The organism is Flavobacterium piscis, assembly GCF_001686925.1.
In the GTDB taxonomy this organism is placed as follows: domain Bacteria; phylum Bacteroidota; class Bacteroidia; order Flavobacteriales; family Flavobacteriaceae; genus Flavobacterium; species Flavobacterium piscis.
On sequence record NZ_LVEN01000002.1, the window covers coordinates 1 to 26,840 of the forward strand.

The window sequence follows — 26,840 nt, forward strand, 5'->3', positions numbered from 1 at the left end:
ATAAAAATTAAGATTTAAAATTGGAAATCAACACAGAATCTTTGCGGTAAAAATTACGTTCAAAGTATTGAACAATTTACAATATAATTTCGTGGTTAAAAAAAACTTTGTGAAACTCTGTGAAAAAACTTTGTGGGGATCTCTGTGGTAAAATTTATGTTCAAAGCATGGCAACTTAAAACCTGAAACAAAGAAAACCTGAAACTAAAATTGATATAAAAAAAAGAATGCCGGCATCTCGAAGACGCCGGCATCATTTAACTAACCAAAACCAAAATAATAAATAACCAGTTTATTACACTACAAAGATCTAACATATATGAATGTTTTGCTGTTAAGGTTTTGTTATTACTTTGTTGGACATAAGTTAAGATTTTTTAATACTGGTTTCTGAGCTTTCTGTAGCGTTAAATAACTTTTGGTTATTAAAATATAATAACAATCAATTTTGTTTATCAATATCCTAAAGATATCTTCGTATATTTGATAAAACATTAAATATCAGCATTATGGATTCGAACAAAAAATTAACAACTGCAACAGGAACTCCCGTTCCGGATAATCAAAACATACAAACTGCAGGCCCTCGTGGACCCGTTTTATTACAAGATTTTTGGTTTTTAGAAAAAATGGCGCATTTTGACCGTGAGGTAATTCCGGAAAGAAGAATGCACGCCAAAGGTTCTGGAGCTTATGGGACTTTTACTGTTACTCATGATATTTCAAAATATACAAGAGCAGATTTGTTTTCGGAAATTGGTAAAAAAACAGAAATGTTTGTACGTTTTTCAACCGTTGCAGGTGAAAGAGGTGCTGCTGATGCCGAAAGAGACATTCGTGGTTTTGCCATGAAATTTTATACCAATGAAGGAAATTGGGATTTGGTAGGAAATAATACACCGGTTTTCTTTTTCCGTGACCCAATGAAATTTCCGGATTTAAATCACGCTGTAAAACGTGATCCAAAAACCAATTTAAGAAGTGCTGATAACAATTGGGATTTTTGGACTTTATTACCGGAAGCTTTACATCAGGTTACCATAGTAATGAGTGATCGCGGAATTCCGAGATCATACAGACAAATGCACGGATTTGGAAGTCATACTTTTAGCTTCTTAAATGCGCAAAACGAAAGACATTATGTGAAGTTTCACTTTGTATCACAACAAGGAATTGAAAATTTATCTGATGAAGAAGCAGCACTATTAGTGGGTAACGACAGAGAAAGCCATCAAAGAGATTTATTTGATGCTATTGAAGAAGGGAACTTCCCAAAATGGAAAATGTTCGTTCAGATTATGACCGAAGATCAGGCGGCTAATTATCGTTTTCATCCTTTCGATTTGACTAAAGTTTGGTTAAAAGGAGATTTTCCTCTAATCCCGGTTGGAGAATTCGAATTGAATAAAAACCCGGAAAACTATTTTGCGGAAGTAGAACAAGCTGCTTTTAATCCGGCGCACGTACCACCCGGAATTAGTTTTTCACCAGACAAAATGTTACAAGCCCGTTTATTCTCTTATGGAGATGCACACCGTTACCGTTTAGGAGTAAACAACTATCAAATTCCGGTAAACTCTTCAAGATGTCCTTATAATACTTTCCACAGAGACGGAGCAATGCGTGTTGATGGAAATAACGGAGGACGTAAACATTACGAACCAAACAGCTTTGGAGAATGGCAGGAACAACCAGAATTCAAAGAGCCGCCATTAAAACTTCATGGTGATGCGTATGCGCATAATTTTAGAGACGATGATAACGATTACTTTACCCAGCCAGGTTTATTATTCCGTTTATTAACCGATGAGAAAAAACAATTATTATTCAAAAATACTGCTGGACAGGTAGGAGGAGCACAAAGATTTATTCAGGTTCGCCACATTAGAAATTGTTACAAAGCAGATCCTGCATACGGAGAAGGTGTTGCAAATGCTCTAGGTTTAACAATGGACGAAGTAAATAATTTTTCTGATCCAAGATTGTTAATCGAAGTGAGATAGGTTTTTAAGGTACTGAGATTCTAAGGTTCTAAGGTTAATCTTTCGAATTTAAATAGCAAACCCGACAAGTTTTTAAAAAAGCTGTCGGGTTTTCTTATTTGATATCAATACAAATCTTTAAATTATAATTTCTTTATGTAAACTGGACTGAAGTCCAGCTCTACAATATAATTCGTTCCTTCGGAACTATAAAAAAGCCTTTGGCTTGATGGATATTGTAGGGCCGGACTTTAGTCTGGTTTAAGAAAAAAACAGTGAAAACCTGTTTCAATCGTATAATCCGTGGGCCAATTATAACACAAAGCTTTGGGATCTTCGTATCCTTTTACATTGCAAGAATAAAACTCAGCAACCTTTGAGTAACCCTTTGTACACTTTGCGGTAAAAAAAAATTAGCACCTTAGAATCTTAGTCACTAAGAGAAAACAACTGTCTTATTACTATAAACCATAGTCTTACGTTCTGCATGCAGCTTTATAGCACGAGCCAAAACAATACGTTCTAAATCTCGTCCTTTCATAATAAAATCATCAACCGAATGTATGTGAGAAACCCTCGCAATATCCTGTTCGATAATTGGCCCTTCATCCAACTCAGCTGTAACATAATGACTTGTTGCCCCAATAATTTTCACACCGCGTTTAAAAGCCGAATGGTAAGGCTTTGCTCCCGGAAAAGCTGGTAAAAACGAATGGTGAATGTTAATGATTTTGTTCTCGTAAAGCGCAATCAAATTGGGCGTGATGATTTGCATGTAGCGCGCCAAAACAATAAAATTAATCTGGTATCGCTGTAATAATTCAATTTGTTTCGCTTCGCCTTCTTCCTTATTGTCTTTTGTAAAAGGCACACAATGAAACGGAATATCAAATCGTTCCGCAATAGATCTTAAATCATTGTGATTACTTATAATTACAGGAATCTCAACATTGAGTTCCCCGGCGCTGTAACGGCCTAAAATATCGAAAAGGCAATGATCGTATTTAGAGACAAATAATGCCATTTTTGGCTTTTGTTCCTGATTGTACAAATCCCACGACATATTAAAATCAGTTGCGATTGTTTTGTCAAAATCAGCTTTCAGGCTTTCTATAGTAATAGTAGAATTGGTCAGTTCACATTCTAATCGCATAAAAAACACATTTTGTTCCACATCAACATGCTGGTCAATGTAAGTAATGTTTCCTTCTACTTTAGCAATAAAAGTAGTCACGGCGGCGATAATTCCTTTTTGATCTTTACAATGAATCAGAATGGTAATTTTTTGCATTTCAAGGTGATTTACAGTTTGGTTTTATAGTTTGGTTTAAAGCTTAACCGCAAAGTTTACAATCCCGATAACTATCGGGATACGCAAGTTCGCAAAGAAAAAATGTCTCATTCTTTGCGGTTAAACATTTTTATTTTCCGTCCTGCATAGCAAACACTTTTTGTAGTAAAGGTGTTGTTCTTGCACTAATATTGTTGCGGATGTCTTTTTCTTCAACAGCAATCATTTTAAAAACACCAGCCAAAGCCTGATTCGTTGTATAATCAGTCAAATCCGGATTTACTTTTTTTACTAATGGGATGGTGTTGTACTTATTGATGATATTTTTCCAGATCACATCGGCACCCACTTTTGCGAAAGAATTTTTAATAACGGGATTAAATTTTCCGTACAAAGCCGTTGTTGTTGTTCCTTGCAAATAGCTGGTCGCAGCACTGTCATTTCCCAGTAAAATATTTTTAGCATCTGTAAAAGACATGTTTTTTACCGCCGAAACAAATATCGGAGTAGCCTCTTTCACTGCATCTTCGGCAGCACGATTTAATACTTTAATCCCTTCATCTGCAAGAGACGATAGTCCTATTTTGCGTAAAGTAGCATCCACTTTTTGCAATTCTGCCGGCATTAAAATTTTTACGGCCTCATTTTTATAAAAACCATCAACAGCAGTCAATTTACTCACTTGCTGTGTAATTCCTTTGTTTAGAGCCTCTTTTAGTCCAGATGCAATATCAACGCCGCCAACGCCGCCAACTCCGGGAATTTGTGACGAAATTTGAGGTAATTGATTTAAAGTTTGTTGTACCTGAGCACAAGAACTTAGAGAAAATACAAGCGATAAAATTAAAATCTTTTTCATTATTAGTTTTTATATAAGGTTCAAAAATACTACTTATTCAAAAACAAAGCCACAATTTTCTTTTAGGAGCAGCAACAATTTGTTTCATAATTAACATTCGTCCCGCTGTCCGTTGCAATCTTTTGTGCCTCCCGATAGTTATCGGGACGAACACAAAAGGATTTCCACTTCCATCGGGGCTATAATAGAGCATTTTGTTTCTTTTATGAAATGACGGTATTGAGCAAAAAAAAAAGAGATTCAGCCTAAGCTAAATCTCTTTTTACAGTCTTTTAATAAGAATTTATTTTTTCAATCCAAATTTACCATCTTTCTCGCAGTAAATGTCATTCGAACCAGATTCGTATTTTTTATAGCATGAATCAGCTGTTTTTTCAACCAGAATAAAACCGTTATCGTATTTAATAAATTTCAATTCCTGTCCTTTATCAGTTGTAATTGTGGTTTTATCATTTACAACAACAAAATCAACATCACCATTATCTTTATATGCCCAAACTTTTGTCTGAGTAGGATCATTTGCTTGTAAAATACTTCCTTCTGCACGATTTGCAAATCGATCAGTTTTTAGTTTTCCTGTAAGTGTTTTTCCGTCTTGAGATACAGTTCCGTTAAGATAGATATAATAAACAGAGTCAAAAGTTGGGTTTGCAACCTTAGTACCAATATTCTTTTGGTTTACGGCCATCAAACTTTTAATGTTTGCTGTAGCTTCATCAGGCCACATACTCATCATTCCTGCACCTTGCTTTGCAGTTTCAAGATATTCAAGAGCCTTGTCAAAATTTAAAAGAAATACCTGAGTCAATGATAAATTCAGATAAATCACTTTGTTGTAATCTTTTGGTTTTAGTTTTTTGTATTCTTTACCCACATAACCCAAATAGAATTTTTCAAGATCTGCAAGGTAAGATTGATCTAAAGAATTGGTGGCAATTTTGTTCAGGAACTCATCCGTTTTAGTGTTAAATTCAGCAAGTTCAGGAAATTCCTCAACTTTTTCGAATAAGCCGTAATTCAATGAGAATTCTTTTTCAGTTGCAAGAATGTTATTGTCTGTAAGATACTTATAACCTAAATTGTTCAAATCACTGGCCAAACTCTGGTTGGGTTTGCCGTTTACATAAGTTGCAGAATACATTTTAGCATTTGAACCTTTTTCATATAATATTTCGTTGTTTTTTCCTAAAACCAAATATTTAAAATCACCATCTAAAACATAAGTACCATTATCTGCTTTTTTATAGGTAGCACCTTTATATCCCATTAAAACACGAACATCAGGATTGGCTACGTCTTTTTTAGTGTAGTCCTCAATCGTGTTTTTAGGCACATTATGCTCATAAGTTTTAGAAGTTTTGTCTGCATAATCAGCATTCCATGTATCATCTCCCTGCACGATAATGCTGTAGGTTTTAATATCTTTAAAAAGTTCTGATTTTGGTATTGTAATCTTAACTTTTTTCTTGTTTGTATCTGCTTTTTGAGCATAAGAAGTACTGCCAATTAAAGTTAGCAATAAGAATAATGTAGTTTTTTTCATGGGGTAAATTTTTGCCAAATATAGCAATATAACGATCAAAACGACTAGTAAGGCAAATCTTTTAATTGAAAAAAAACATTTGCTTAATGTCTGTTGCTGAATTCCGTATATACCTGTGCTTGGTTTAGATTAAGTGCAAATTAGAATTCTTTAATATTACTTAGCATCTTAGTATCTCAGTAACTTAGTATCTCAGTAACGTAACATCCTCCTCTATGGCCAATACATTCTTATGTTATAATTCCAATAGGTTTTACTTGAGATATAAGTAGGTTGAAATTCCGGTATTAGCATATTATTTTCGTCGTATAACTGGACTCTGATAATTTTTTCGTTGCTGTCATCTTTTAAGTCAATGTTTCCTTCGGCGGCGTCAATGAGTTTCTTTTTCTTCAGATATAAGTTTGGTTTTTCGATAATAAACACCACGCCTGATTCATTTTTAGATGCTGCTTCTCCGGCTAGCTTGCCATTAACATCAAAGGTTTGAATTTTTTCTAAATAATTATTTCTGTAATAGAAAAGCTGATACCCAATCCCGCCATGCTGTACCTGAAGTTGTTGATGTTGTAAACGAAAACGCAGCACTTGCTTTTTTGCATTTGTAAATTCAACCGAACCATTTCCGGTTGCATCAATGTGTTTGTTTAAAATTTTGGCAGGTTTCGAAAACTGTTTTACCTTATCGATAATAGTCTGGTAATTGCTGTCAGATTGCGCTGTTACAGTAATGCATTGCAGAAAACAAAAAAATAAAAAGAATAATGGGATTCGTTTTCTTTTTGTGCTGATAATTCTAATTGTATTCACCGTTGATATTTTTTCGGTTGGTTTGTTTTATTCCGGTTTTGGTAAAAGAATAAGTTGATTCTTCCTGCCAGCTCCATGATTTTTGTTTGTCAAGATCTTCGCCAACTGCACTGTAAAGAATTTTGATGCTGTCTTTTGTAGTAATCATTTTTACTTCAACAAAATGATCCTGAATTCTTGCCGAAGATTCTGTTTTATTACAATATTGCAATCTTTCTAAAACCTTTGTGTCTTCTTTGAACCACTTTTTCAAAAAAGATAAATGGGTTTCAGAACATTGATATCCCAGATTTAGTGCCGAAAGAAATTTACATTTTAAATTGCCTTCATCTGCTTTTTTTGCACCATCCCAATGACATTCATTACTCACATCAGTTGCGATATAACCTAATGCGGCGCGTTGCTGGTCTGTTAATGTTTTAATATAGCTTGTATTGAGTTGTAGAGAACCATTGGTATCCAGCCACAATATTTTGATATAAATATCCTGACTTGCATTTTCTGCAGAGGATTTATTTATTGTTGTTGAGGCTGTTGTATTGGTTTGAGAAAATACTGAAGTAGAAAAACTGAAAAGGAATAATAGCGTAAATAGGCGAATAGTCATAATCGAAAAATGAGAAAAATTGTTCCTGATAAAGATACTGTATCTAACATTGTTTTTTCAATAAAAAAAGGCAGAAATCTAATTAAAGAAATCTGCCTCTGTTTATAAACCATTACTTTTTTAGTAAATCGATCTCTTCTTTTGTTGCTTTTATAAAAACAGTCATTTCGCTGTATTTCCAGGTGCCTCTTTTTTCGGCAACCACAAATACAGTTGCTTTTCCTTTAGGACCTTTTATGGGAATTTGTAGATTACAATTTCCGCTGTCATTGTTCGTACTGATACTGCCGGAAGTCATGCCGTCATCTTCTATTGGTGTTCCCAGTTTTTCAATAACCAGTTTGTTTTGCTGTACCTGGATCATAGCGCCTTTATAAGCATCAGAATTTGTCATCATAGATGTAACTCCAAAAAATATACTGGCTATAAACACCACAAAAATCAGTAAAATACTCACACATCCTGTTGGTACAAACCATTTCCAGTTTCTTTCCCACCAGCTTTTTCTAACTTCAACGTAATCGTCTTCCATAATAGCTTTTATTTTGATGTTGAAAGATACTATTATTCTTTTTGAAATTAAAAAAATGATATTCCGAATAACTTTAATTATTTTTTGCTGGCATAATTATTCTCCACTAGACAACTTTTCTATTGAAATTGAGTTGTTTTTAGGATTTCTCTAATTTAATAACCTGAAAATTAACACATTAAATTTAATAGTTTGATTTGTAGCTGCTGCTAAAGTTACACATATTGCAAGCAGTATAAATTAGGATTATATATAGGATTAATCGTTTTTAAGTCTGCCAACATAGTTTGAGTATAATCTTTACCGCCAATCGCCAAATAAAATAAAGATTTTGAGACATAAAATGGTCTTAAAGGAAAGTTGCGCCAACTATTTAAGATGTTCTTAAAAAAATGTTTGATGGCATATTTGAATATTTTTTCTTCAGGGCGAACAAAATAAATAGTTGAGCTTTTTAACTGACTCATTAAATTTGGAAACATTACAAATCTTCCTCCTTGTTTAATCAGTAAATTTATTTCAAAAAGTGTTAATCCGTCAATATTCTCTGTTTTCATGATAAATTGATTTTGTAAAATAATAGTACAAAGATCGATCCGTTTTTATTATTTTTTATACTGTAAAAGTTTTATTATTAACGGTTTAAGGTTTTTTGTGTTGGATTGTGATTTTTTTTAATTCATAAAAAAAGCTTCTTATTCATCAGATATTAAATTATAATCTGAATGAATAAAAAGCTGATACTATATCCTAATTTTAAATATTAATTTGAAGAAAGAGCCTGTGTAGCTAATACATTATTTAGTTCACTATCTTTTTCGTAAACGTCCTGATAAAAACCAATTTCACCATTTTCATTTACCAACGAAGTAAAATAAGTAATGTAAATAGGTACTTTTTTAGCTAATTTGAAACTGTTTTCTGTTTTACCTGCCATAGCTTTATCGATTTTATCCGGAGTCCATTCAGGATAATCTTTTAGCATTGCGGCAGCTAATTCTTTTGCCATTTTTACATTGATACAGCCATGGCTGAAAGTTCTTTTTTCGAAATCGAATAAAGTTTTAGATGGCGTATCGTGCATATAGATATCATCAGGGTTTGGAAACATAAATTTTACCAATCCTAAAGAATTATCCGGTCCTGGTTTTTGTCGTACCTGACCATTTACAATTTCCATGTTTTTTTCGGCAAGATAATTTTTGTTTGCTGCTATTTTACCTTTTAATTCATTGTTTACAATACTTTGTGGCACTGTCCAGTAAGGGCTAAAAACGATTCTTTCAATTTCACTGTTAAAAATAGTAGTTTTAGTCAAAGGAGCACCAACAAATACACTCGAAGTCAATTGAATTTTTCCGTTTTTAACATAAATTAATTCATACGAAGGAACGTTTACCAAAACATACTCATCATTACTGGCAATCTGGGCCGAAATCGCACGACATCTTTCCATATTAAGTTGTAAGGTTTCCATTTTATCAGAAAGTGGCACATTCATTTCATTTATATGTTCTTCTGCTAAAATGTAGTTGGGTTTAAAACCGTTACGAACTTTGTATTTCATTACAGCATCCATCAATTCACGATCGTAAAAATTGCTTTTCGAGTCGGTTTTTAAATCTCCTAATAAATACAAGCGGGTTCTGACTTGCTCAATAGTGCTAGAAACAGCATCCGGACGTAATTCTTTATAAGGTGTTTCTTCTGGAACAATAGGTTTCCATTTGTTTGATCGGTCTAATTTTTTATATTTTTTTAGAATATCTTGTAGTTTATAATATTGATCATATGCTACTTTTACATCTGCGGTAGCTGTTGTACCATTTGCCTCTTCGATAGTACTATAGTTTAAAAAATCTTTCAGCATCGCATCATAAGATACTTTTTTCTTAGTATCCGAAATGCTTTTTGCATAAGCAATATATAAAGAGCTTATAAGCATGTCAGCATCTGTTTTAGAAAGTTTTGATTCTGATGAAGAAAAAAGATCATCAATTTCTTTTTGGTAAGGAATTACTAAATCATTGGTTTTTTTTGCTTTTTCGTACAGTACAGTTCCAAACTCATTAATATCATTTTCATCAAACCAGATACTTCCTAAAGTTCTGTTTTTGTATAATGACATCACATCAGATTTATATTTTTTCAAATCAGAATATCTTTTAAAGAAATCATTTGAAAGCTCGTCTACATCATCAGTATTTGAGTTGTAAACAGCGGCAACAGTTGAAGTTTTTTTATAGGATAGAATGTCGTTTTCTGTTCTGTTAAAAGAAGATACAAAGAAACTCAAACTTAAAATTGCGGTGATTGGAAATAATGTTTTCATTTTTTAAATTTTTACGTTTACTACTAATACGTGTATTACTTAAGAGTAAAAGTTTTGGGTAAAAATTTGGGGCTTTTCTACCATGCTAAATTACTTTAGGTGTCTGGAAAACAAGTTGTTGTATTTAATTTAAATTTTTCAAGATTACCATGTTGTTAACATTTCTATAAGACTTATATAAAATAAATACGATAACGATGTAGATTGTTACCCCTCGAGATAAAAAAAGATTATTTATTTTGTTAACAAAAAGATATAAGGAGAATCAAATATTATAATATTTTGTAAATTGCTCCCTTAAAATTATCATATTCATAAAATGGAACAACAAATACCATATATTCCTAAAAATAAAGTAAGAATTGTCACCGCTGCTTCTCTTTTCGACGGACACGATGCCGCGATCAATATTATGCGTCGTATTATCCAGTCAACTGGTGTAGAAGTAATTCATTTAGGTCACGATCGTAGTGTCGAAGAAGTAGTAAATACTGCTATTCAGGAAGATGCAAATGCTATCGCGATGACATCTTATCAGGGTGGGCATAATGAATATTTTAAATATATGTATGATTTGCTTCATGAAAAAGGCGCAGGACATATCAAGATTTTTGGCGGAGGCGGAGGAGTAATTCTGCCAAGTGAAATTTCTGAATTGCATGAATATGGAATTACCAGAATTTATTCTCCGGATGATGGCCGATCTTTGGGTTTACAAGGAATGATTAATGATTTGGTTGAACGTTCTGATTATCCAATTGGTGATCAACTGAACGGAGAAATCGATCATATAGAAAATAAAACGCCAACCGCAATTGCACGTTTGATTTCGGCTGCAGAAAATTTCCCTGAAATTGCAAAACCGGTTTTTGATCAGATTCATAAAAATAATACCGATTCTAAAATTCCGGTTTTGGGAATTACAGGAACAGGTGGAGCAGGAAAATCATCTTTAGTAGATGAATTAGTTCGTCGTTTTCTGATTGATTTCCCAGAGAAAACAATCGGATTAATTTCTGTCGATCCATCCAAAAGAAAAACAGGAGGCGCTTTATTAGGAGACAGAATCCGTATGAATGCGATTAATAATCCTCGTGTTTATATGCGTTCCTTGGCAACTCGTCAATCGAATTTGGCTTTATCTAAATATGTTGCTGAGGCGATTCAGGTGTTGAAAGCAGCAAAATACGATTTGATTATTTTAGAAACTTCAGGAATCGGGCAGTCTGATACAGAGATTATGGACCATTCTGATGTATCCTTATATGTAATGACACCAGAGTTTGGAGCGGCAACACAATTAGAAAAAATCGACATGCTTGATTTTGCTGATTTGGTAGCTTTGAATAAATTTGATAAAAGAGGTGCTCTTGACGCGATTCGCGACGTTAAAAAACAATACCAGCGCAATCATAATTTATGGGATAAGAATCCGGATGATATGCCGGTTTTCGGAACTATTGCTTCGCAGTTTAACGATCCTGGAATGAATACACTTTACAAAGCGATCATGGATAAAATCGTCGAAAAAACCAGTTCTGATTTAAAATCGACTTTTGAGATTACGCGTGAAATGAGCGAGAAAATCTTCGTGATTCCGCCACACAGAACACGTTATTTATCTGAAATTGCAGAGAATAACAGAAGCTATGATGAAAGCGCACTTTCTCAGCAAAAAGTAGCACAGAAATTATACGGAATCTTTAAAACGATAGAATCGGTTTCTGGAAAGATTCCAGGAATCAATAAAGCAGGAATTGATGATACAAGTGTTTTACCAAGCGGTATTCAGGAACATGATGAAAACAGAATTTTCTTAAACCTTTTACTAAATCAGTTTGATAAAGTAAAAATGGATTTAGATCCGTACAATTGGGAAATTATCCTGAATTGGGACGAGAAAGTAAACAAATACAAAAATCCGGTTTATACCTTTAAGGTGCGTGATAAGGAAATCAAAATCGCGACGCATACCGAAAGTTTATCACACATTCAGATTCCGAAAATTGCTTTACCTAAATACGAAGCCTGGGGCGATATTTTACGTTGGAATTTACAGGAAAATGTTCCGGGAGAATTTCCTTTTGCTTCAGGATTGTATCCGTTTAAACGTGAAGGCGAAGATCCGTCAAGAATGTTTGCAGGCGAGGGCGGACCGGAAAGAACCAACAAACGTTTTCACTATGTGAGCGCAGGATTACCGGCAAAACGACTTTCGACTGCTTTTGATAGTGTGACTTTATACGGAAATGATCCTGATATTCGTCCGGACATTTACGGAAAAATTGGAAATGCCGGAGTTTCAATCTGTTGTTTGGATGATGCTAAAAAACTGTATTCCGGTTTTGATTTGGTGCATGCTTTAACATCAGTAAGTATGACCATCAACGGGCCAGCGCCAATGTTGTTAGGTTTTTTTATGAATGCCGCAATTGATCAACAATGCGAGTATTATATTAAGGAGAATGATTTAGAAAAAGAAGTTGAAGCAAAAATCAACAAAATATATAAAGAAAGCGGATTAGAACGCCCAAAATACCAAGGCGATTTACCGGAAGGAAACAATGGTTTAGGATTAATGCTTTTGGGTGTTACCGGAGATCAGGTTTTACCTTTGGAAGTTTACAATGAAATAAAGGTTAAAACCTTATCACAAGTTCGTGGTACGGTTCAGGCTGATATTTTAAAAGAAGATCAGGCGCAAAACACTTGTATTTTCTCAACTGAATTTGCACTAAGATTAATGGGTGACGTTCAGGAATATTTTATTACCAAAAACGTTCGTAATTTCTACTCGGTTTCTATTTCAGGATATCATATTGCAGAAGCAGGAGCGAACCCAATTACACAGTTGGCATTCACGCTTTCCAATGGTTTCACTTACGTGGAATATTATTTAAGCCGTGGCATGAGTATCAACGATTTTGGACCGAATTTATCGTTCTTCTTCTCCAACGGAGTAGATCCTGAATATTCAGTTATTGGTCGTGTGGCACGTAAAATTTGGGCGAAAGCCATGAAAAACAAATACGGGGCCAACGAAAGAGCGCAAATGCTGAAATACCATATTCAGACATCTGGTCGTTCTTTACACGCGCAGGAAATTGATTTTAATGATATCAGAACGACTTTACAGGCTTTATATGCGATTTATGACAACTGTAATTCACTACATACGAATGCTTACGATGAAGCAATTACAACACCAACAGAAGAGTCAGTGCGTCGTGCCATGGCGATTCAGTTGATTATCAATAAAGAGTTAGGTTTGGCGAAAAACGAAAACCCAATTCAGGGTTCGTTTATTATTGAAGAATTAACGGATTTAGTAGAAGCAGCTGTTTTACAAGAGTTCGACCGAATTACAGAAAGAGGAGGAGTTCTTGGTGCCATGGAAACCATGTACCAACGTTCTAAAATTCAGGAAGAAAGTTTGTATTACGAAACTTTAAAACACAATGGAGATTTCCCAATTGTGGGTGTAAATACTTTCCTAAGTTCAAAAGGTTCTCCAACGGTAATTCCGGCAGAAGTAATTCGCGCCACCGAAGAAGAAAAACAATATCAAATTACCATGCTGGATAACTTACACCAATTCCACGAAGCAAAAGTAAACGAGCACTTAAACAAACTACAGGAAGCAGCTATTAAAAACGAAAACTTATTCGATCATTTAATGGAAGCTACAAAGGTTTGTTCTTTGGGTCAGATTACTTCGGCTTTGTTTGAAGTGGGTGGGCAGTATAGAAGGAATATGTAAAGAATCTGATTTAAGAAAATTTAAAGCGCATTTAATTACTTGTTAAAGTTAATTAAGTGCGTTTTCCTTTATTAATTATTTATATTAATTAATGTATATTTATATTTATTAAAGTTGAACTTTAATAATTTTTTCTTTTTAAATATTAATACACAATAATGGATCTGTCAAAAATTAAAATTGAAAATATTTCTCAAATTATTACACCTATCTTGATCAGTAAATTTCTTTTATACAAAATTCAAAATCTAGAAGAAGTCCTAGAAATTGTTCCCGATGAGTTTGGTAAATTAAATAAAATTGGAAAAAAAGTAGTAGAAGAATTAATTAAATTTCAAAAAATAATTATTGAAAATCCTGAAGACATTTATAATCTTTATGAAAAAAACACTAAAATATATGAGCTTCCTGTAGATTTTAGTGTTTTACAAGCGAATTCTTTTATTGAATTGTTAAACGAAGTCATAATTGATTATCTAAATTTTCGAAAAGAGATGGATAAAGGTATTATTACTCATTATTATGGGTTGAATAAAAGTGATTTATTTACTTTAGAAGATTTAGGCAGTATTTATAATAAAACGAGAGAGAGAATTAGGCAACGTAAAGAAGAAATTCTTTATGATTTACGATTGTTTTTGCAAGGTAAAGAATCTGAAACGGAACGAATCTTTTGTAACTCTTCTGTAATAGAAAGATATGAATATTTAAGAAGAGTTGTTATTGATAAAAGAGTTTTAACTATAGAGTTGTTAGAAGATTTATTAATTGATGATTTCTCTTATGATAAAAGATTTCCAGAAACTATAAAATTATTAATAGATCTATTTTCATTGCACGTTTGTGGTAAAGTAAAAACTAGATTTACTAATGCAGAAATAATAATTTGTAATTCAGAAGAAGGGGAAAATTTCATTAAATCCGCAGAAATACTTCTTAAAGTTCTAAGAAAAGAAATTTATCCATTGAACGAGATGCAGCTTATTGTCTTTTGCAAAAAAAAGAATAAAAAATTAATAAATATTGATGTACTCAAAGCTGCTGAAATTCTTCCAGAAGTTGAAATTATAGTGTCAAATGAATCAATATTTTATCAGGCAAAATTTGAATTTCTTTCTCGAGCCAGTGATAGAGCTTTTAGAGTTTTGTTAGAAAATGGTGAGCCAATGTATATCGATAATATTGTATCAGAAATAAATAAACGATTATTTCATTCTAGCACTGAGAAAATATATGATCGTTACAGTTTGGCTTTAGCTACAGATCAGAGATTTATTTCTTTAGGAAAAACAGGAAATTGGAGTTTGAAAATATGGAACTCAAATTCTGGAAAAATCGATATGTTGATAAAAAAAGCATTGCTAAGTTTAGATAGACCTAGTTCGTATAATGAAATTTTTGAAGAAATTTCTAAAGAGAGAAAAGGTCTAAAATTTAAGTCAGTTTGTGCTTTAATTGGAAGGGATTGTTTAAAGGTTGAAAGTGATAAGTGGATTTTACCAGAATGGAAACAGCGCTATTCAGAATTAGCATTTACAACACGTAAACGTAGAGAATCAAATGGTGAGCCAGAATATAAAATTGAACAAAGAAGTAAGATTTTTGAGTATTTGCAAAAAAAAGATGCTCATTCAGCCCTGGCATCAGATATAATTAAAGCTCTTAAAGATTATGATAAAAGATTTACTAAAGTTTCATTTTATAAAATATTTGGCCAAGAAGAATTTTTTAAAAAAAGTATTACGGGAAATAAAAACATTATAACATTAAAAAAAATTGAATCAAATGTTACTTTGGCTATTGATAAATATAATTGGTTAGGTATAAAAGAAAAACTTTATCGTGATTTGTACTCATATTTTGCGGATGAATTAGCTCCAGTATATTCATTTACGCTTGAAGAAGGAATTAGTTTATTTAAGTCAATACTTGATAAACCATGCCCAGTAAGTGAATTTGCTGGAATAAATGATCGAATTTTAGGTAATCTTAATAAATACTATTTTGAAGCTTCAGATAGAACAGATAAGTTAAATTTTTTAAAGCAGTTTCTAACTTGTTTGGATCCTTTTTGTAAGAAAATTTTATTTTATATTGATAACACTTCATATAACTTTATTACAACTAATAAAAAAGGTTTGGGTGAAATTTTTAATAAATTATCTAGAATTGATCCAACAAAAGAGCGCAATAAAGTAAATAGTAGATTAGCTAGAAGTATAAACTTCGGAAAGCAGATACAAACAACATACTTTTATAGAAATAATGATGTCCATTCAGCTAATGATTGGACAGAATTGGAAGTTGCTAATGCAATTACTAGCTGCTTAGTTGTTTATATATTTGTTGGTAATCAGTATTATTCAGAAATAAAACTTCATATAGACTAAATGCTATTACTATAATTCGCAGTTATCCATACTGTGCGACTATGTTGTTTATATTGATTTGTCTTATCCTGAAATAGGTCCCCCTCCGCTAGCGCGAGTGTCCCGCTCGTGAACCTAAAGTAATGCACGAGCGGGACGCTCGCGCCAGCATAAGAGTTATAATAATAAATTCTTAGCTTCCTCTACATTAGGTTCTCTTGCTAATTTCAATGCACTGGCCATTACCTCTAACCAATGTCCTTCATTATGAGTGTTATGAAATGAAGCCCCATAAAATGAAGCCGTTGGTGGATAAGAAACAATATTTTTCTCTTTTGCAATTTTAGAAAATAGTAATGCTAATTTTTCTTTAGTAATAATTGCTTTTTCAAACCTTTCGGGTAAAATACTACAGGTACAAAATAATGTTAAGCATAAATTTGATAACTCTCTATAATTTACATTATTTGATATTGATTTATTTAAATAATAAAAAAGTTCTTTGGTACTATAATCCATCTCTTTTGTATTTAGCTTTAAGTTTTACGAGCGGTACTAGCAAAAGCTTTCGACTTTAAAAGTAAAAAAATATTTAATACTTTTCACCAACCATCTACCCGCTAGCGCGAGCGTCCCGCTCGTGCCCACAAAGTAATGCACGAGCGGGACGCTCGCGCCAGCCAATGGGCTAGCCAATGAATATCCTGTTACATAATTTAAGAATTTGAATCGACCATCTCCCCAACACAACCCAGAAACTCCATTTCATCCAAAGGAAACAGCTGCAACACCGTTTCTAAAATCAAACTCACATTAATAGATTGTTTTTTCTTTTCTCCAAGATTATGCATATCGTGATCGAGTGCGAGAATGCATAATTTTATCATATCGCTGATAACGCAACCCAACTCAAAATAATTTAAAACCTTAATTTGGGCGGTATAGGTTTGAGATTCGTCATTGGCCTCAGCAGGCGCGAGAGTCCAGCTCATGCACACAAAGTGATTTTTTATATTTTACTAGTAGAAAAATCTCTCGAGATATGATAGGTTTATTATATTAGAGTAAACAAAAAAAAGCATCAGCCACAGCTGATGCTTTTCAATTTTAAGTAAAAAACAATTAACGACGGAAACCAGGACTTTCGTTTACTGATTCGTCAAGCTTAATAGTTTTTGATTTTTTAGCAGAAACAGCAATTTCGTGTTTCGCAACTTTACCATTTTCGGTTACTTCTAAAGTGTAAGTTCCGGCAGGAAACGCCTCTAAACTTAAAGTTTTCGAAATCTCTAATTTATCTGTCGCAGATGCTCCTGTGTACACTAAATTATGGTTTTCGTCGTAGATAGAAAAAACTGATTTCTCAGCGTTGTTCAAGGTAAAACTAATTACTTTTCCGTTTCCGGTTTTTATATTCAAAATATAATCCCCTTTTCCATCCATTGCGTAAGTAAAGATTGTTGTTAAAAATACGGCAACAACTAAGCCCATTTTGGTAAAATTTGTCATGTTTTTTTTAATTGTTAATTACTGTTTGTGGAACGCTCAAAACTACAAATTGAAATTTAATTTTATGCAAAAAAATCACTTTTTTATATGTGTAAATTGCTGAATTAAAGATGTTTCTGTGCTTTGGCTGAACTATGTACGTAATTACTGGGCTCTTGGATGTTTTCAGTTCCTGTTTTTTTAATGGTTTAAATATCACAGTTTTATATTTATTAAGAATAGTTTTCGAAAAATAAACCGGCAATAGATTTCAGTTAAAAATTGGGCATAAAAAAACAGCTCAATAACCACAAAGAGCTGTTCTGAAAACGAATTTCTCGTTTTAAACTTTACTAACTATCTAACCTCATTTTTATACTGTATGCAGTATAACTTTTTAGCGTACTGCTACGCTTGTATTTTTTGCAGCAATACCTGATTTGTAAACTGATGAAACTGCTTTTTTTGATAATACAGTTGTATCATCTGTTATCGTAATTTCGTGTCTCACTTTTTTTACATTATCTTCAATTTCAAGGAAGTAAGTTCCCGCAGGAAATTCTTCTAAGCTAAAAGTTCTCAAAATTCCATCTTTACCTGAAGCACTTTCAGAGTAAATTAAAGTTCCTTCTTGATCATAGATTGCTAAGTGGGCTTTTTTTACCTGATTAAGGGCAAACGTAATTAGTTTTCCATTATTCTTTAATACGTGAAGATTAAAATCTTCATTCCCGTCAATTGCATAAGTACTCATTCCAGTAAAAAGTACCGCACATACTAAACTTAATTTTAAAATCTTTTTCATGGTATTTAGTTTTAAATTAATAGTTCTAATTCTCTGATGCTAAATTACTTCGGATGTATGTGTTTTTTCACAACTCTGTTTTCCAATTTCGATGCTATATTCTCATTTACGAAACCGTTATAGGTTAAAGTTTGAATTATTTTTATCGTTTCTGTTAATTTGGTTATTATTTTTTAATGTTTTGTTTAAAATGAGATAACATTCACTGATCTGGTTTTCTTACAAAAGTTTTGTGGATTAATGTTGAGATGGTACGCGGATGACACGGATTCGCTAAAGCGAAAACGCAGATAAAAACGGATTTTTTATGCTCATTTTTGTCATTTCGATCTATGATAAAAAGCAAATCTTTTTTTCAGGAGCTAATCCCGCTATCCGTTTCAAATCTTTTGTGTCCGCCGCGACGGACACAAAAGGATTTTCTCCCGAAGCTTCGGGACTATCGGGGCTCATCTTTTTCATAATAATATTTCGTTTATTTTGTGAGGGATTTTCAAACGCGGTTTCTTCGGAACTTAAGCTTTATATTGACAAAGCTTTGTGAGCTCCGTGTTTTTGAGCGCGATCACAGATGAAATTCTTATTGTCCTTTGTGTTTAATTCTCATTTCAACATGTAGCAAGTTTTTTTTACCACAGAGAACACAAAGATTATATGTAAAGGATTTTATAAAAAACACAAAGTTCGCAAAGCTTTGTAAATGTAAAACTTTGCGAACTTCGCCTATATCCTTGCGCTCTTTGCGTTTAAATAAAAAAAAACAAACTTTGCGTCTTAGTGCCTTTGTGGCAAATCAAAAAAAAGTATGGCACAAAAAAAACAGCTCAATAACCACAAAGAGCTGTTTCAAAACAATCATGTTTTTAACTTTACTAACTATCTAACCTCATTTTTATACTTTATGAGAAGTATAAACTTTTTTAGCGTGTTGCTACGCTTGAATTTTGAGCAATTGTATTTGCTTTATATGCTGACGAAACTGCTTTTGTAGACAATACAGATGTATTATCATTAATTGTAATTTCGTGTCTTACTTTTTTAACACTGTCTTCAATTTCTAAGAAGTAAGTTCCTGCTGGAAGTTCTTCTAAACTAAAAGTTCTTAAAATTCCGTCTTTACCTGAAGCATTTTCAGAATAGATTAAACTATTGTTTTTATCATAAATACTTATGCTTGCTTTTTTAACCTGGTTTAAAGCAAATGTGATTAGCTTTCCATTAGCCTTTAATACGTGAAGGTTAAAATCAACTGCACCATTATCATTACCATCAATTGCATAAGTGTTCATTCCTGTAAAAAGTACTGCGATCACTAAACTTAATTTTAATATCTTTTTCATATCTATTTGTTTAAATTGTTTGTTCTAATTTTCTGATGCTAAATTACTCCGGGCATTGCTTTTTTTTCACAACTGTGTTTTCCAATTTATGTGCTATATTCTCATTTACGAAACCGTTATAGGTTAAATTTTGAATTATATTTGGTGTTTTTGTTAATTAGGCTGTTATTTTTCAATTATTCAATAAAATTAACATTTGATTAAAAGTTCTATTATTCTTACAAATATCAGGTATGCGCATTAAATCACACTACTAAATACGATTTATGAAAAAAAAACACCAAAAAAATACGGATCGTTAAAAAAAATCATCTTAAGCGATAATTTGATGATTTAACTTTTAATGATTATTATGCAAAATTCTCATTTACGAAACCGTTATAGGTTAATTTTTAAATTATATTAGGTCTTTTTGTTAAATTTGCTATTATTTTTTAAAGGAATTATCATGAAGACAATTGCCCCAGCTCTTGAAGTGATATCAAACTCATACGGAAGTTCTTTTACTTACACAAAACACGCCGAAAAGACCAATAGTAAAGCTCATTTATGGCATTATCATCCAGAAATTGAGTTGGTTTATATAAATGGTGGGGCAGGGAAAAGACAAATAGGAAGCCATGTTTCTTATTATACGAATGGTAGTTTGATACTTATAGGTGCTAATTTGCCACATTGTGGTTTTACGAATGAGCAAACGGGAAATATTAATGAAACCGTTATTCATATCAAACCTGAGTTTTTAGGGAATGATTTTTTTGTTGCTCCCGAAATGAAAAAGATTCAGAATCTTTTCAGTCAGGCAAAAGCCGGAATTGCTTTTGGAGGAGAAACTAAAAAAAGAATAGGTAGGAAAATCGAGATGATGGAAAATCAGCTTCCGTTTGAACGCTTACTAACGCTTTTGAGTGTTTTAGACGAATTAGATTCTTCTGACGAATATACTGTGCTGAATGCTGATGGTTTTTCGTTAGAATTACAAACACAGGATAATGATCGTATTAATGTTGTTTTTAATTACGTAAAAGATCATTTTCAGGAATCGATCGCTATAGACGAAGTTTCGAGTTTGGTAAGTATGACGACACCATCTTTTTGCCGTTATTTTAAGAAGATTTCGAATAAAACCTTTACAGAGTTTGTAAACGAATATCGTTTGGTACACGCATCAAAATTATTGGCAGAGAAACCAATAAGCATAAACGAAGTGTGTTACGAAAGCGGTTTTAATAACTTTAGCCATTTCAGTAAATCATTCAAACAATATACCGGTAAAAGCGCTTCGCAATACCGTCACGAACACAAAATAATTATTAGCTAATTATATAGGAGTAAGCTTCTGATTTTTTGCCATTAATGCCACAAATTAGCACGAATTTTTTCTAATTAAAATGAAAAATAGTAGTTCGTGCTAATTTGTGGAATTAGTGGCAAGCTTTTTTTATAATATAAAAGCATATCTCATAGTTATATAGGATTAAGTCGAAACTTTATTCTTTGGAATTTGGATTTTAAAATTTGAATTTTTTTTACGATCTGTTGTTATAAAAATTATATTTACATACTTGTTGTACTTAAATTATAACAAGTAAATAATTAGTCCATCAACCAAAATTTATAACTGAATGAATTTATTTAAACCTGCTACATTCCTTCTTATCGGAATGACTTTTTTTAGCTGTAATAAAAAAGAAGTCGCATTTTCAGATCCTTTGATTACCAATCGCGACACAACAATTAATCCGGCTGATGATTTTTTTAATTATGCCAATAATGGATGGTTCAAAAAAAATCCTATTGCGAAAACAGACAGCAGTAACGGAATCATGAGAACTGTGGTGGATACGATTAACGGGCAAATTAAAAATATCTGTGAAAGCTCGGCCAAAGATGAATCGGCAACAAAAGGAAGTAACAAACAAAAAATAGGTGATTTTTATGCTTCAGGAATGGACACCATTGCGATTGAAAAAGCAGGTTTGTCTCCGTTAAATGCTGAGATCAAAAAAATCAACGAAATTAAAAATGTTTCTGGATTAATTAATGCCATTGCGCATTTGCAAACTGTAGGAGCAGATCCGGCATTTACATTTTATGTTTCGCAAGACGATAAAATCAGTACAAAATATGCGCTGTTTTTCGGGCAAGGCGGTTTAGGAATGAGACAAAGAGATTATTATCTCGATACAGACAAACGAAATGTAGAAATTCGTACAGCTTATGTAGCACATCTTAAAACGATGATGCGATTTACGGGAGATGAAGAATCAGTTGCGGTAAAAAATGCTGCAACGATTATGAAACTCGAAACCGAATTGGCAAAATCATCCCGAAAATTAGAAGCACTTCGCGATCCTATAAAAAATTACAACAAACTTTCGGTAGAAAAATTCAATTCGCTTACACCAGATATCGACTGGAAAAAAGTATTGCCAATTTTAGGTATTGCAAAAGCAGATACTGTAATAGTAGGACAACCGGAATTCTTTACAGCTCTAAATACTACGATTAAAAAATATTCGATCGAAGATTGGAAAACGTATTTGAAGTGGAATCTTGTAAGTTCATACGCTCCATATCTGAATGCCGCTATCGAAAAAGAAAATTTCAAGTTTTATGCTACAACATTAAATGGTGTAACAACTCAAAAACCACGTTGGAAAAGAGTAGTAGAGCAAACAGATTCTTCTTTAGGAGAATTAATAGGTCAGGTTTATGTGAGTGATTATATGCCAAAAGGAGTCAAAGAAAAATTGTTGGAGGTTGGAAACAACATTCGTGATGTATTTGCTTCGCACATCAAAAAACTGGATTGGATGAGTGAACCTACCAAGCAAAAAGCATTATTCAAGTTGAGCAAAATGGTCATGAAATTGGGTTATCCGGATAAATGGAAAGATATGAGCGCACTTTCTATAGATCGAAAATCATATTGTGGGAATGTTATGAGTGCCAATATTTGGGATTATAAATACATGATCAATAAATACGGGAAACCGGTAGACAGAAACGAATGGGTAATGCAGCCGCAAACTTACAATGCATATTACAACCCAAGTAACAACGAAATTGTAATTCCGGCTTGTAATATTATTGTTCCGGGTTATGAAGGAAGTATGCCGGACGATGCTATTTTGTACGGAATTATTGGAGGTTCTTTCTTTGGGCATGAAATTACGCATGGTTTTGATGATCAGGGAAGCCAATATGACGAGAAAGGAAACCTAAACAATTGGTGGACAGCCGAAGATTTGAAAAAATTTAAAGCAAAAACCAAATTAATAGTAGATCAGTACAATGCATATACAATATTGGGCAAAAATGTAAACGGAGATGCCACTCAAGGTGAAAACATTGCTGATTTAGGCGGCGTAATTATGGGTTATGAGGCGTTCCAGAAAACAGCGCAATTTAAAAATAAAGAAAAAATTAGCGGATTAACTCCGGAGCAACGTTATTTTCTTGCTTATGCGTATTCCTGGATGATCAATAGAAGAGACGAATCAAAAATCAACCAAATTATGACTGATGTGCATTCGCCGGAACAATTTAGGGTGAATGGACCTTTGAGTAATATTCCTGAATTTCATAAAGCATTTAATGTCAAAAAAGGAGATAAAATGTATCAGCCAGATAGTTTGCGAGTAGTAATCTGGTAAGAAATAATCTAATTTATGTTTATAAAACCATTCGTTGCGGCGAATGGTTTTTTTGTTTTAGGATTTAATGGGCCACGGGTTAAGCGGGTTGAACTGGTTACCGCTGATTTTTTTTTTTTTTTTTTGCCACAGATTAAATGATTTAAATGATTTTTTAATCTGTGTTTTATTTTTTTGCCACGAATTTCACGAATTTCCACGAATTAAATGGATGCTGATATTTTTTTTGCTACAGATTAAAATGATTTTTTAATTTGTGTCTTTTTTTTACAACAAATTATCCGTAATACAATTCGTAAAAATTCATGTAATTGCTTCGCTTGTTTCCTTAGGTCGGGTTTTGGTAGCCTTTTGGTAGCTAAAAAAAAATCATTTTAATCATTTAATCTGTGGCTTTTTTTTCCGCAACAAATTATCCGTAATCCTATTCGTGAAAATTCGAGCAATTCGTGGCAACCATTTTAAATAATCCATAAAATCATTTTATCTGTGGAAAAAAATATAACAAATGCATAATTAAGTTGCTGAAAAACCAGTCGGATTTTTCATATAATTTACACGGAAAAAGCTATATTTACAATCCCAAAATTGAAAAAATATAAATATGAAAAACTTTAGAATTCTAGTATTTACAGTTCTTTTATGCGCTTCTTCAATGAGTTACGCCGCAAAAGTAGATACTTTACAAGTTGCCAGTACAGCCATGAGCAAAACCTACAAAGCGGCGGTTGTGCTACCTAATTCGTATGCAAAAAGCAAATCAGCATTTCCGGTGATGTACTTGTTGCATGGTGCTTACGGACATTTTAGTGATTGGCTGAAAAGTACACCAAATAAAAAACTAGTTCAAAATTTATCTGATCAGTATAATATTATTATTGTAATGCCTGAAGGTGAAACTTTTAGCTTTTATTTGGATAGTCCTGTAAATAAAGAAAGTCAGTTTGAGACTTTTATCACGCAGGAAGTAGTTCAAAAAGTAGATAAAACCTATAGAACGATAAGTAACCGAAACGGAAGAGTAATAACAGGACTTTCTATGGGAGGTCATGGCGCATTATACTTATCTGCCAAACACCCTGAATTGTTTTGCGCTGCCGGAAGTATGAGCGGTGCCGTAGATATGAGTACGATGCTCAATCGTGAATCTTCGGCACAGGTAGTAAAATTGATGCAGCCTGTTTTTGGAGATAAAAGCGACAGCTCAGAAATGTATGCGAAATATGCCGTAATGGGAATGCTGGATAAAATAAAAGCCAATAAACTACCATTGATTATCGATTGCGGAGTGGATGATTTTTTGATAGAACCCAACAGAGAATTACACCGAAGATTGGTCTATAATAAAGTAGATCACGATTATACCGAACGTCCCGGAGCACATACTTGGGATTATTGGGAAAACTCACTACCTTATCATGTGTTGTTTTTTAATAAAATCTTGCTTAAAAATCAGGTCGTTGCAAAAAAATAATACAACTTTTAGTAAGGAATCATTCAAAAAGCTTTTTTTGGTTTGATTTTTGGAATACCTTTATGTATAACTTAAAAAATAAAAAATTATGAAAAAGATACTTACCTTATTCGCAGTTGTTGGATTAATCGTGTTTTCGAGCTGTGAAGGGCCGGAAGGACCTCCGGGACTAGATGGAGCTGAAACTCCGCTTCCTGTTGTTTTTCAAGTAAATGCAAATTTCACTTCTCCAGGTTTTGCAGTAACAGCTCCGTTAAGTGGATTGTTACCAAGTGATGTTGTTTTGGTATATGAATTAGTTGGTACAACTGGAGGGAATACATGGGCGTTACTGCCTCAAATATATTATTTTAATGATGGTACGGAAACAGCTCAATATAATTATAGTTTTTCGAGTAATAACGTTACAATCTTTATTGATGGTAGTTTAACTGATTTTTCTCAACTTCCTTCTGAATTTAGATTAGGGAAAACATTTAGAGTTGTTATTGTTCCAGCAGATTTCTTGAATAGTAATAAATCGGTTAATAAATCAGATTATCAAGATTATAATGCTGTTATTAAGAAATATAATATTGACGACAGTAATGTTAAAAAATTAAATTAAATTTATAATACCAATAAAAAAAAGGAGATGGTAAGATCTCCTTTTTTTTATGAATATATGTATTTATCCTCAATCTTGTCATTCCGAGGAACGAGGAATCTCCGCAAGTAACTCCGCAACGAAACCCCAATCTTTATCAACTTTCTTGTGTAATTTACTCTGTCTATTTGGTATCGTTCCGTTCTCTTTTCGATAGAAAAGACAAAAACTTTGTCGATCAATTAGAACGATTTACGCTACTGATTAATTATCATCAAGTAACGAATAGTTTACTAAAATAAAAGGCTATCTTTTGGGATAGCCTTTTTTATAAATATATGTTTCAAGAATATTATTCCTCTCCTAAATCAGTATCAGTAAGTTCTTTTTCTTTTCCAAATTTAAGAGAAACCAAAATCCCTACTAAAAGCGAAAGTGCAATAAATCCTAATGAAGCCCATTCTGGAACGTGAATCCATTCGTGAAGTAACATTTTTAATCCAACAAAGGCTAAAATGGCTACCAGACTATATTCTAAGTAACTGAATTTTGCCAGCATATTCGCCAGGAAGAAATACATAGAACGTAATCCAAGAATAGCAAAAATATTAGAACTGAATACTAAAAACGGATCTGATGTAATGGCTAAGATGGCAGGAACACTATCAACAGCAAAAAGAACATCCATAACTTCGATGACAATCAGGGCTACAAATAATGGAGTTGCAGCTCTTTTGGCAGTTTTTGTTGAAATGAAAAACTTTTCACCATCCATTTCAGCAGTGATCGGAATAATTTTTCCTAATGTTTTATATACAAAAGAATCTTTGGGCTGGAAATCATCATCTTCTCCGGAGAACAACATTTTTATTGCAGTAAAAAGCAGGAAAAGTCCAAATACATAAGTAGTCCACGCAAATTTATTGATGAGCATAACGCCAAAGAAAATCATTAATCCACGGAAGATTACGGCACCAAGAATTCCCCAGAATAAAACGCGGTGTTGGTATTTTTGAGGAATTTTGAATGAGGCGAAAATAATAGCAATGACAAAGATATTGTCTACACTTAAAGAAAGCTCGATCAAATAACCGGTTATAAACTTCATAGAAGCTACGGCGGGTTTTAGATTGTCGGGATTTGCAATGTAATCTGTAGTGTAAAGCCAGTAAATTACTCCTGAAAACAGGAAGGATAAAGTCACCCAAATAAGTGTCCATTTACTTGCTTCTTTGGTACTAATAATATGGGGATTTTTATTGAAAACACCCAAGTCTAAAGCAAGAATAAAAACAACGGCTAATAAAAACAAAATCCAGACTATCATGATACTTTTTTTAAATGATTTACAAAGATAGTTTTTGAAGTTTAACTTAAAAATTAATTATCAAAAACTTATGTTG

At 32.9% G+C, this 26,840-nt stretch carries 21 protein-coding genes; 7 read left to right on the top strand and 14 right to left on the bottom strand.

The genetic code is table 11. From position 1 onward, the window contains the following. The first annotated feature begins 509 nt into the window (after positions 1-509). A complete protein-coding gene (locus FLP_RS01250) occupies positions 510-2,003 on the top strand; it encodes a catalase (RefSeq protein ID WP_065447696.1) in 1,494 nt (497 codons plus the stop codon). Positions 2,004-2,418: 415 nt separating this feature from the next. Here the strand turns inward: FLP_RS01250 and purU are convergent, their stop codons facing one another. From purU to FLP_RS01290, 8 genes are all read right to left on the bottom strand, one after another. Then, a complete protein-coding gene (gene purU / locus FLP_RS01255; RefSeq protein ID WP_065447697.1) occupies positions 2,419-3,273 on the bottom strand; it encodes a formyltetrahydrofolate deformylase in 855 nt (284 codons plus the stop codon). Between the two features lie 130 nt (positions 3,274-3,403). Then, positions 3,404-4,132, bottom strand: a complete 729-nt coding sequence (locus FLP_RS01260) for a DUF4197 domain-containing protein (RefSeq protein WP_065447698.1) — start codon at positions 4,130-4,132, stop codon at positions 3,404-3,406. A 283-nt stretch (positions 4,133-4,415) separates the two neighbouring features. Continuing rightward, positions 4,416-5,675 carry a hypothetical protein gene (locus tag FLP_RS01265; protein ID WP_065447699.1) on the bottom strand — a complete coding sequence of 420 codons (1,260 nt, stop codon included), beginning with the start codon at positions 5,673-5,675 and terminating at the stop codon, positions 4,416-4,418. Positions 5,676-5,888: 213 nt separating this feature from the next. Then, positions 5,889-6,485: a hypothetical protein gene (locus tag FLP_RS01270; protein WP_243397619.1), complete on the bottom strand. Its 597-nt coding sequence runs from the start codon at positions 6,483-6,485 to the stop codon at positions 5,889-5,891. Then, on the bottom strand, positions 6,472-7,092 hold the full coding sequence (locus FLP_RS01275; RefSeq protein WP_065447700.1) for a hypothetical protein: 621 nt from the start codon (positions 7,090-7,092) through the stop codon (positions 6,472-6,474). The genes FLP_RS01270 and FLP_RS01275 overlap by 14 nt, the downstream gene beginning before the upstream one ends. A gap of 112 nt (positions 7,093-7,204) precedes the next feature. Beyond that, positions 7,205-7,624 carry a cytochrome c oxidase assembly factor Coa1 family protein gene (locus tag FLP_RS01280; protein ID WP_065447701.1) on the bottom strand — a complete coding sequence of 140 codons (420 nt, stop codon included), beginning with the start codon at positions 7,622-7,624 and terminating at the stop codon, positions 7,205-7,207. Between the two features lie 215 nt (positions 7,625-7,839). After that, entirely contained in the window at positions 7,840-8,181 is a 342-nt protein-coding gene (locus FLP_RS01285) for a hypothetical protein (protein WP_065447702.1), read from the bottom strand. Between the two features lie 206 nt (positions 8,182-8,387). Next, positions 8,388-9,956: a L,D-transpeptidase family protein gene (locus FLP_RS01290; RefSeq protein WP_065447703.1), complete on the bottom strand. Its 1,569-nt coding sequence runs from the start codon at positions 9,954-9,956 to the stop codon at positions 8,388-8,390. Between the two features lie 319 nt (positions 9,957-10,275). Here FLP_RS01290 and FLP_RS01295 point away from each other — a divergent pair, with 319 nt between their 5' ends. Beyond that, a complete protein-coding gene (locus FLP_RS01295; RefSeq protein WP_065447704.1) occupies positions 10,276-13,716 on the top strand; it encodes a methylmalonyl-CoA mutase family protein in 3,441 nt (1,146 codons plus the stop codon). Positions 13,717-13,874: 158 nt separating this feature from the next. Continuing rightward, the gene (locus FLP_RS01300) at positions 13,875-16,106 is read left to right on the top strand and encodes a hypothetical protein (protein WP_065447705.1); all 2,232 of its coding nucleotides are present in this window, start codon (positions 13,875-13,877) and stop codon (positions 16,104-16,106) included. A 156-nt stretch (positions 16,107-16,262) separates the two neighbouring features. On the opposite strand, the gene FLP_RS01305 is transcribed toward FLP_RS01300, so the two are convergent. The 5 genes from FLP_RS01305 to FLP_RS01330 all read right to left on the bottom strand — a co-directional run bounded on the left by FLP_RS01305 (position 16,263) and on the right by FLP_RS01330 (position 19,718). After that, entirely contained in the window at positions 16,263-16,604 is a 342-nt protein-coding gene (locus FLP_RS01305) for a hypothetical protein (protein WP_065447706.1), read from the bottom strand. A 197-nt stretch (positions 16,605-16,801) separates the two neighbouring features. Further along, the gene (locus FLP_RS01310; protein ID WP_065447707.1) at positions 16,802-17,077 is read right to left on the bottom strand and encodes a hypothetical protein; all 276 of its coding nucleotides are present in this window, start codon (positions 17,075-17,077) and stop codon (positions 16,802-16,804) included. Positions 17,078-17,207: 130 nt separating this feature from the next. Then, positions 17,208-17,594, bottom strand: a complete 387-nt coding sequence (locus tag FLP_RS01315; protein ID WP_065447708.1) for a secretion protein — start codon at positions 17,592-17,594, stop codon at positions 17,208-17,210. 376 nt (positions 17,595-17,970) lie between these two features. Continuing rightward, positions 17,971-18,378 carry a T9SS type A sorting domain-containing protein gene (locus tag FLP_RS01325; protein ID WP_065447710.1) on the bottom strand — a complete coding sequence of 136 codons (408 nt, stop codon included), beginning with the start codon at positions 18,376-18,378 and terminating at the stop codon, positions 17,971-17,973. Positions 18,379-19,298: 920 nt separating this feature from the next. Continuing rightward, positions 19,299-19,718, bottom strand: a complete 420-nt coding sequence (locus FLP_RS01330) for a DUF3244 domain-containing protein (RefSeq protein WP_065447711.1) — start codon at positions 19,716-19,718, stop codon at positions 19,299-19,301. A 448-nt stretch (positions 19,719-20,166) separates the two neighbouring features. Here FLP_RS01330 and FLP_RS01335 point away from each other — a divergent pair, with 448 nt between their 5' ends. The 4 genes from FLP_RS01335 to FLP_RS01355 all read left to right on the top strand — a co-directional run bounded on the left by FLP_RS01335 (position 20,167) and on the right by FLP_RS01355 (position 25,458). Beyond that, positions 20,167-21,039: an AraC family transcriptional regulator gene (locus tag FLP_RS01335; RefSeq protein WP_065447712.1), complete on the top strand. Its 873-nt coding sequence runs from the start codon at positions 20,167-20,169 to the stop codon at positions 21,037-21,039. A gap of 304 nt (positions 21,040-21,343) precedes the next feature. Continuing rightward, complete coding sequence (locus tag FLP_RS01340) at positions 21,344-23,377, top strand: M13 family metallopeptidase (RefSeq protein ID WP_065447713.1); 2,034 nt, start codon at positions 21,344-21,346, stop codon at positions 23,375-23,377. A 604-nt stretch (positions 23,378-23,981) separates the two neighbouring features. After that, a complete protein-coding gene (locus FLP_RS01350) occupies positions 23,982-24,851 on the top strand; it encodes an alpha/beta hydrolase (protein ID WP_065447715.1) in 870 nt (289 codons plus the stop codon). 88 nt (positions 24,852-24,939) lie between these two features. Continuing rightward, positions 24,940-25,458, top strand: a complete 519-nt coding sequence (locus FLP_RS01355; protein ID WP_065447716.1) for a hypothetical protein — start codon at positions 24,940-24,942, stop codon at positions 25,456-25,458. A 331-nt stretch (positions 25,459-25,789) separates the two neighbouring features. On the opposite strand, the gene FLP_RS01360 is transcribed toward FLP_RS01355, so the two are convergent. Further along, on the bottom strand, positions 25,790-26,764 hold the full coding sequence (locus tag FLP_RS01360) for a TerC family protein (RefSeq protein WP_065447717.1): 975 nt from the start codon (positions 26,762-26,764) through the stop codon (positions 25,790-25,792). Positions 26,765-26,840: the final 76 nt, after the last annotated feature.

What these genes read in the sequence shown, in the direction of transcription:
- FLP_RS01250 (WP_065447696.1), top strand. Translation starts at nt 510, where the DNA reads ATGGATTCGAACAAAAAATTAACAACTGCAACAGGAACTCCCGTTCCG.
- purU (WP_065447697.1), bottom strand. Translation starts at nt 3,273, where the DNA reads ATGCAAAAAATTACCATTCTGATTCATTGTAAAGATCAAAAAGGAATT.
- FLP_RS01260 (WP_065447698.1), bottom strand. Translation starts at nt 4,132, where the DNA reads ATGAAAAAGATTTTAATTTTATCGCTTGTATTTTCTCTAAGTTCTTGT.
- FLP_RS01265 (WP_065447699.1), bottom strand. Translation starts at nt 5,675, where the DNA reads ATGAAAAAAACTACATTATTCTTATTGCTAACTTTAATTGGCAGTACT.
- FLP_RS01275 (WP_065447700.1), bottom strand. Translation starts at nt 7,092, where the DNA reads ATGACTATTCGCCTATTTACGCTATTATTCCTTTTCAGTTTTTCTACT.
- FLP_RS01280 (WP_065447701.1), bottom strand. Translation starts at nt 7,624, where the DNA reads ATGGAAGACGATTACGTTGAAGTTAGAAAAAGCTGGTGGGAAAGAAAC.
- FLP_RS01285 (WP_065447702.1), bottom strand. Translation starts at nt 8,181, where the DNA reads ATGAAAACAGAGAATATTGACGGATTAACACTTTTTGAAATAAATTTA.
- FLP_RS01290 (WP_065447703.1), bottom strand. Translation starts at nt 9,956, where the DNA reads ATGAAAACATTATTTCCAATCACCGCAATTTTAAGTTTGAGTTTCTTT.
- FLP_RS01295 (WP_065447704.1), top strand. Translation starts at nt 10,276, where the DNA reads ATGGAACAACAAATACCATATATTCCTAAAAATAAAGTAAGAATTGTC.
- FLP_RS01300 (WP_065447705.1), top strand. Translation starts at nt 13,875, where the DNA reads ATGGATCTGTCAAAAATTAAAATTGAAAATATTTCTCAAATTATTACA.
- FLP_RS01305 (WP_065447706.1), bottom strand. Translation starts at nt 16,604, where the DNA reads ATGGATTATAGTACCAAAGAACTTTTTTATTATTTAAATAAATCAATA.
- FLP_RS01310 (WP_065447707.1), bottom strand. Translation starts at nt 17,077, where the DNA reads ATGAGCTGGACTCTCGCGCCTGCTGAGGCCAATGACGAATCTCAAACC.
- FLP_RS01315 (WP_065447708.1), bottom strand. Translation starts at nt 17,594, where the DNA reads ATGACAAATTTTACCAAAATGGGCTTAGTTGTTGCCGTATTTTTAACA.
- FLP_RS01325 (WP_065447710.1), bottom strand. Translation starts at nt 18,378, where the DNA reads ATGAAAAAGATTTTAAAATTAAGTTTAGTATGTGCGGTACTTTTTACT.
- FLP_RS01330 (WP_065447711.1), bottom strand. Translation starts at nt 19,718, where the DNA reads ATGAAAAAGATATTAAAATTAAGTTTAGTGATCGCAGTACTTTTTACA.
- FLP_RS01335 (WP_065447712.1), top strand. Translation starts at nt 20,167, where the DNA reads ATGAAGACAATTGCCCCAGCTCTTGAAGTGATATCAAACTCATACGGA.
- FLP_RS01340 (WP_065447713.1), top strand. Translation starts at nt 21,344, where the DNA reads ATGAATTTATTTAAACCTGCTACATTCCTTCTTATCGGAATGACTTTT.
- FLP_RS01350 (WP_065447715.1), top strand. Translation starts at nt 23,982, where the DNA reads ATGAAAAACTTTAGAATTCTAGTATTTACAGTTCTTTTATGCGCTTCT.
- FLP_RS01355 (WP_065447716.1), top strand. Translation starts at nt 24,940, where the DNA reads ATGAAAAAGATACTTACCTTATTCGCAGTTGTTGGATTAATCGTGTTT.
- FLP_RS01360 (WP_065447717.1), bottom strand. Translation starts at nt 26,764, where the DNA reads ATGATAGTCTGGATTTTGTTTTTATTAGCCGTTGTTTTTATTCTTGCT.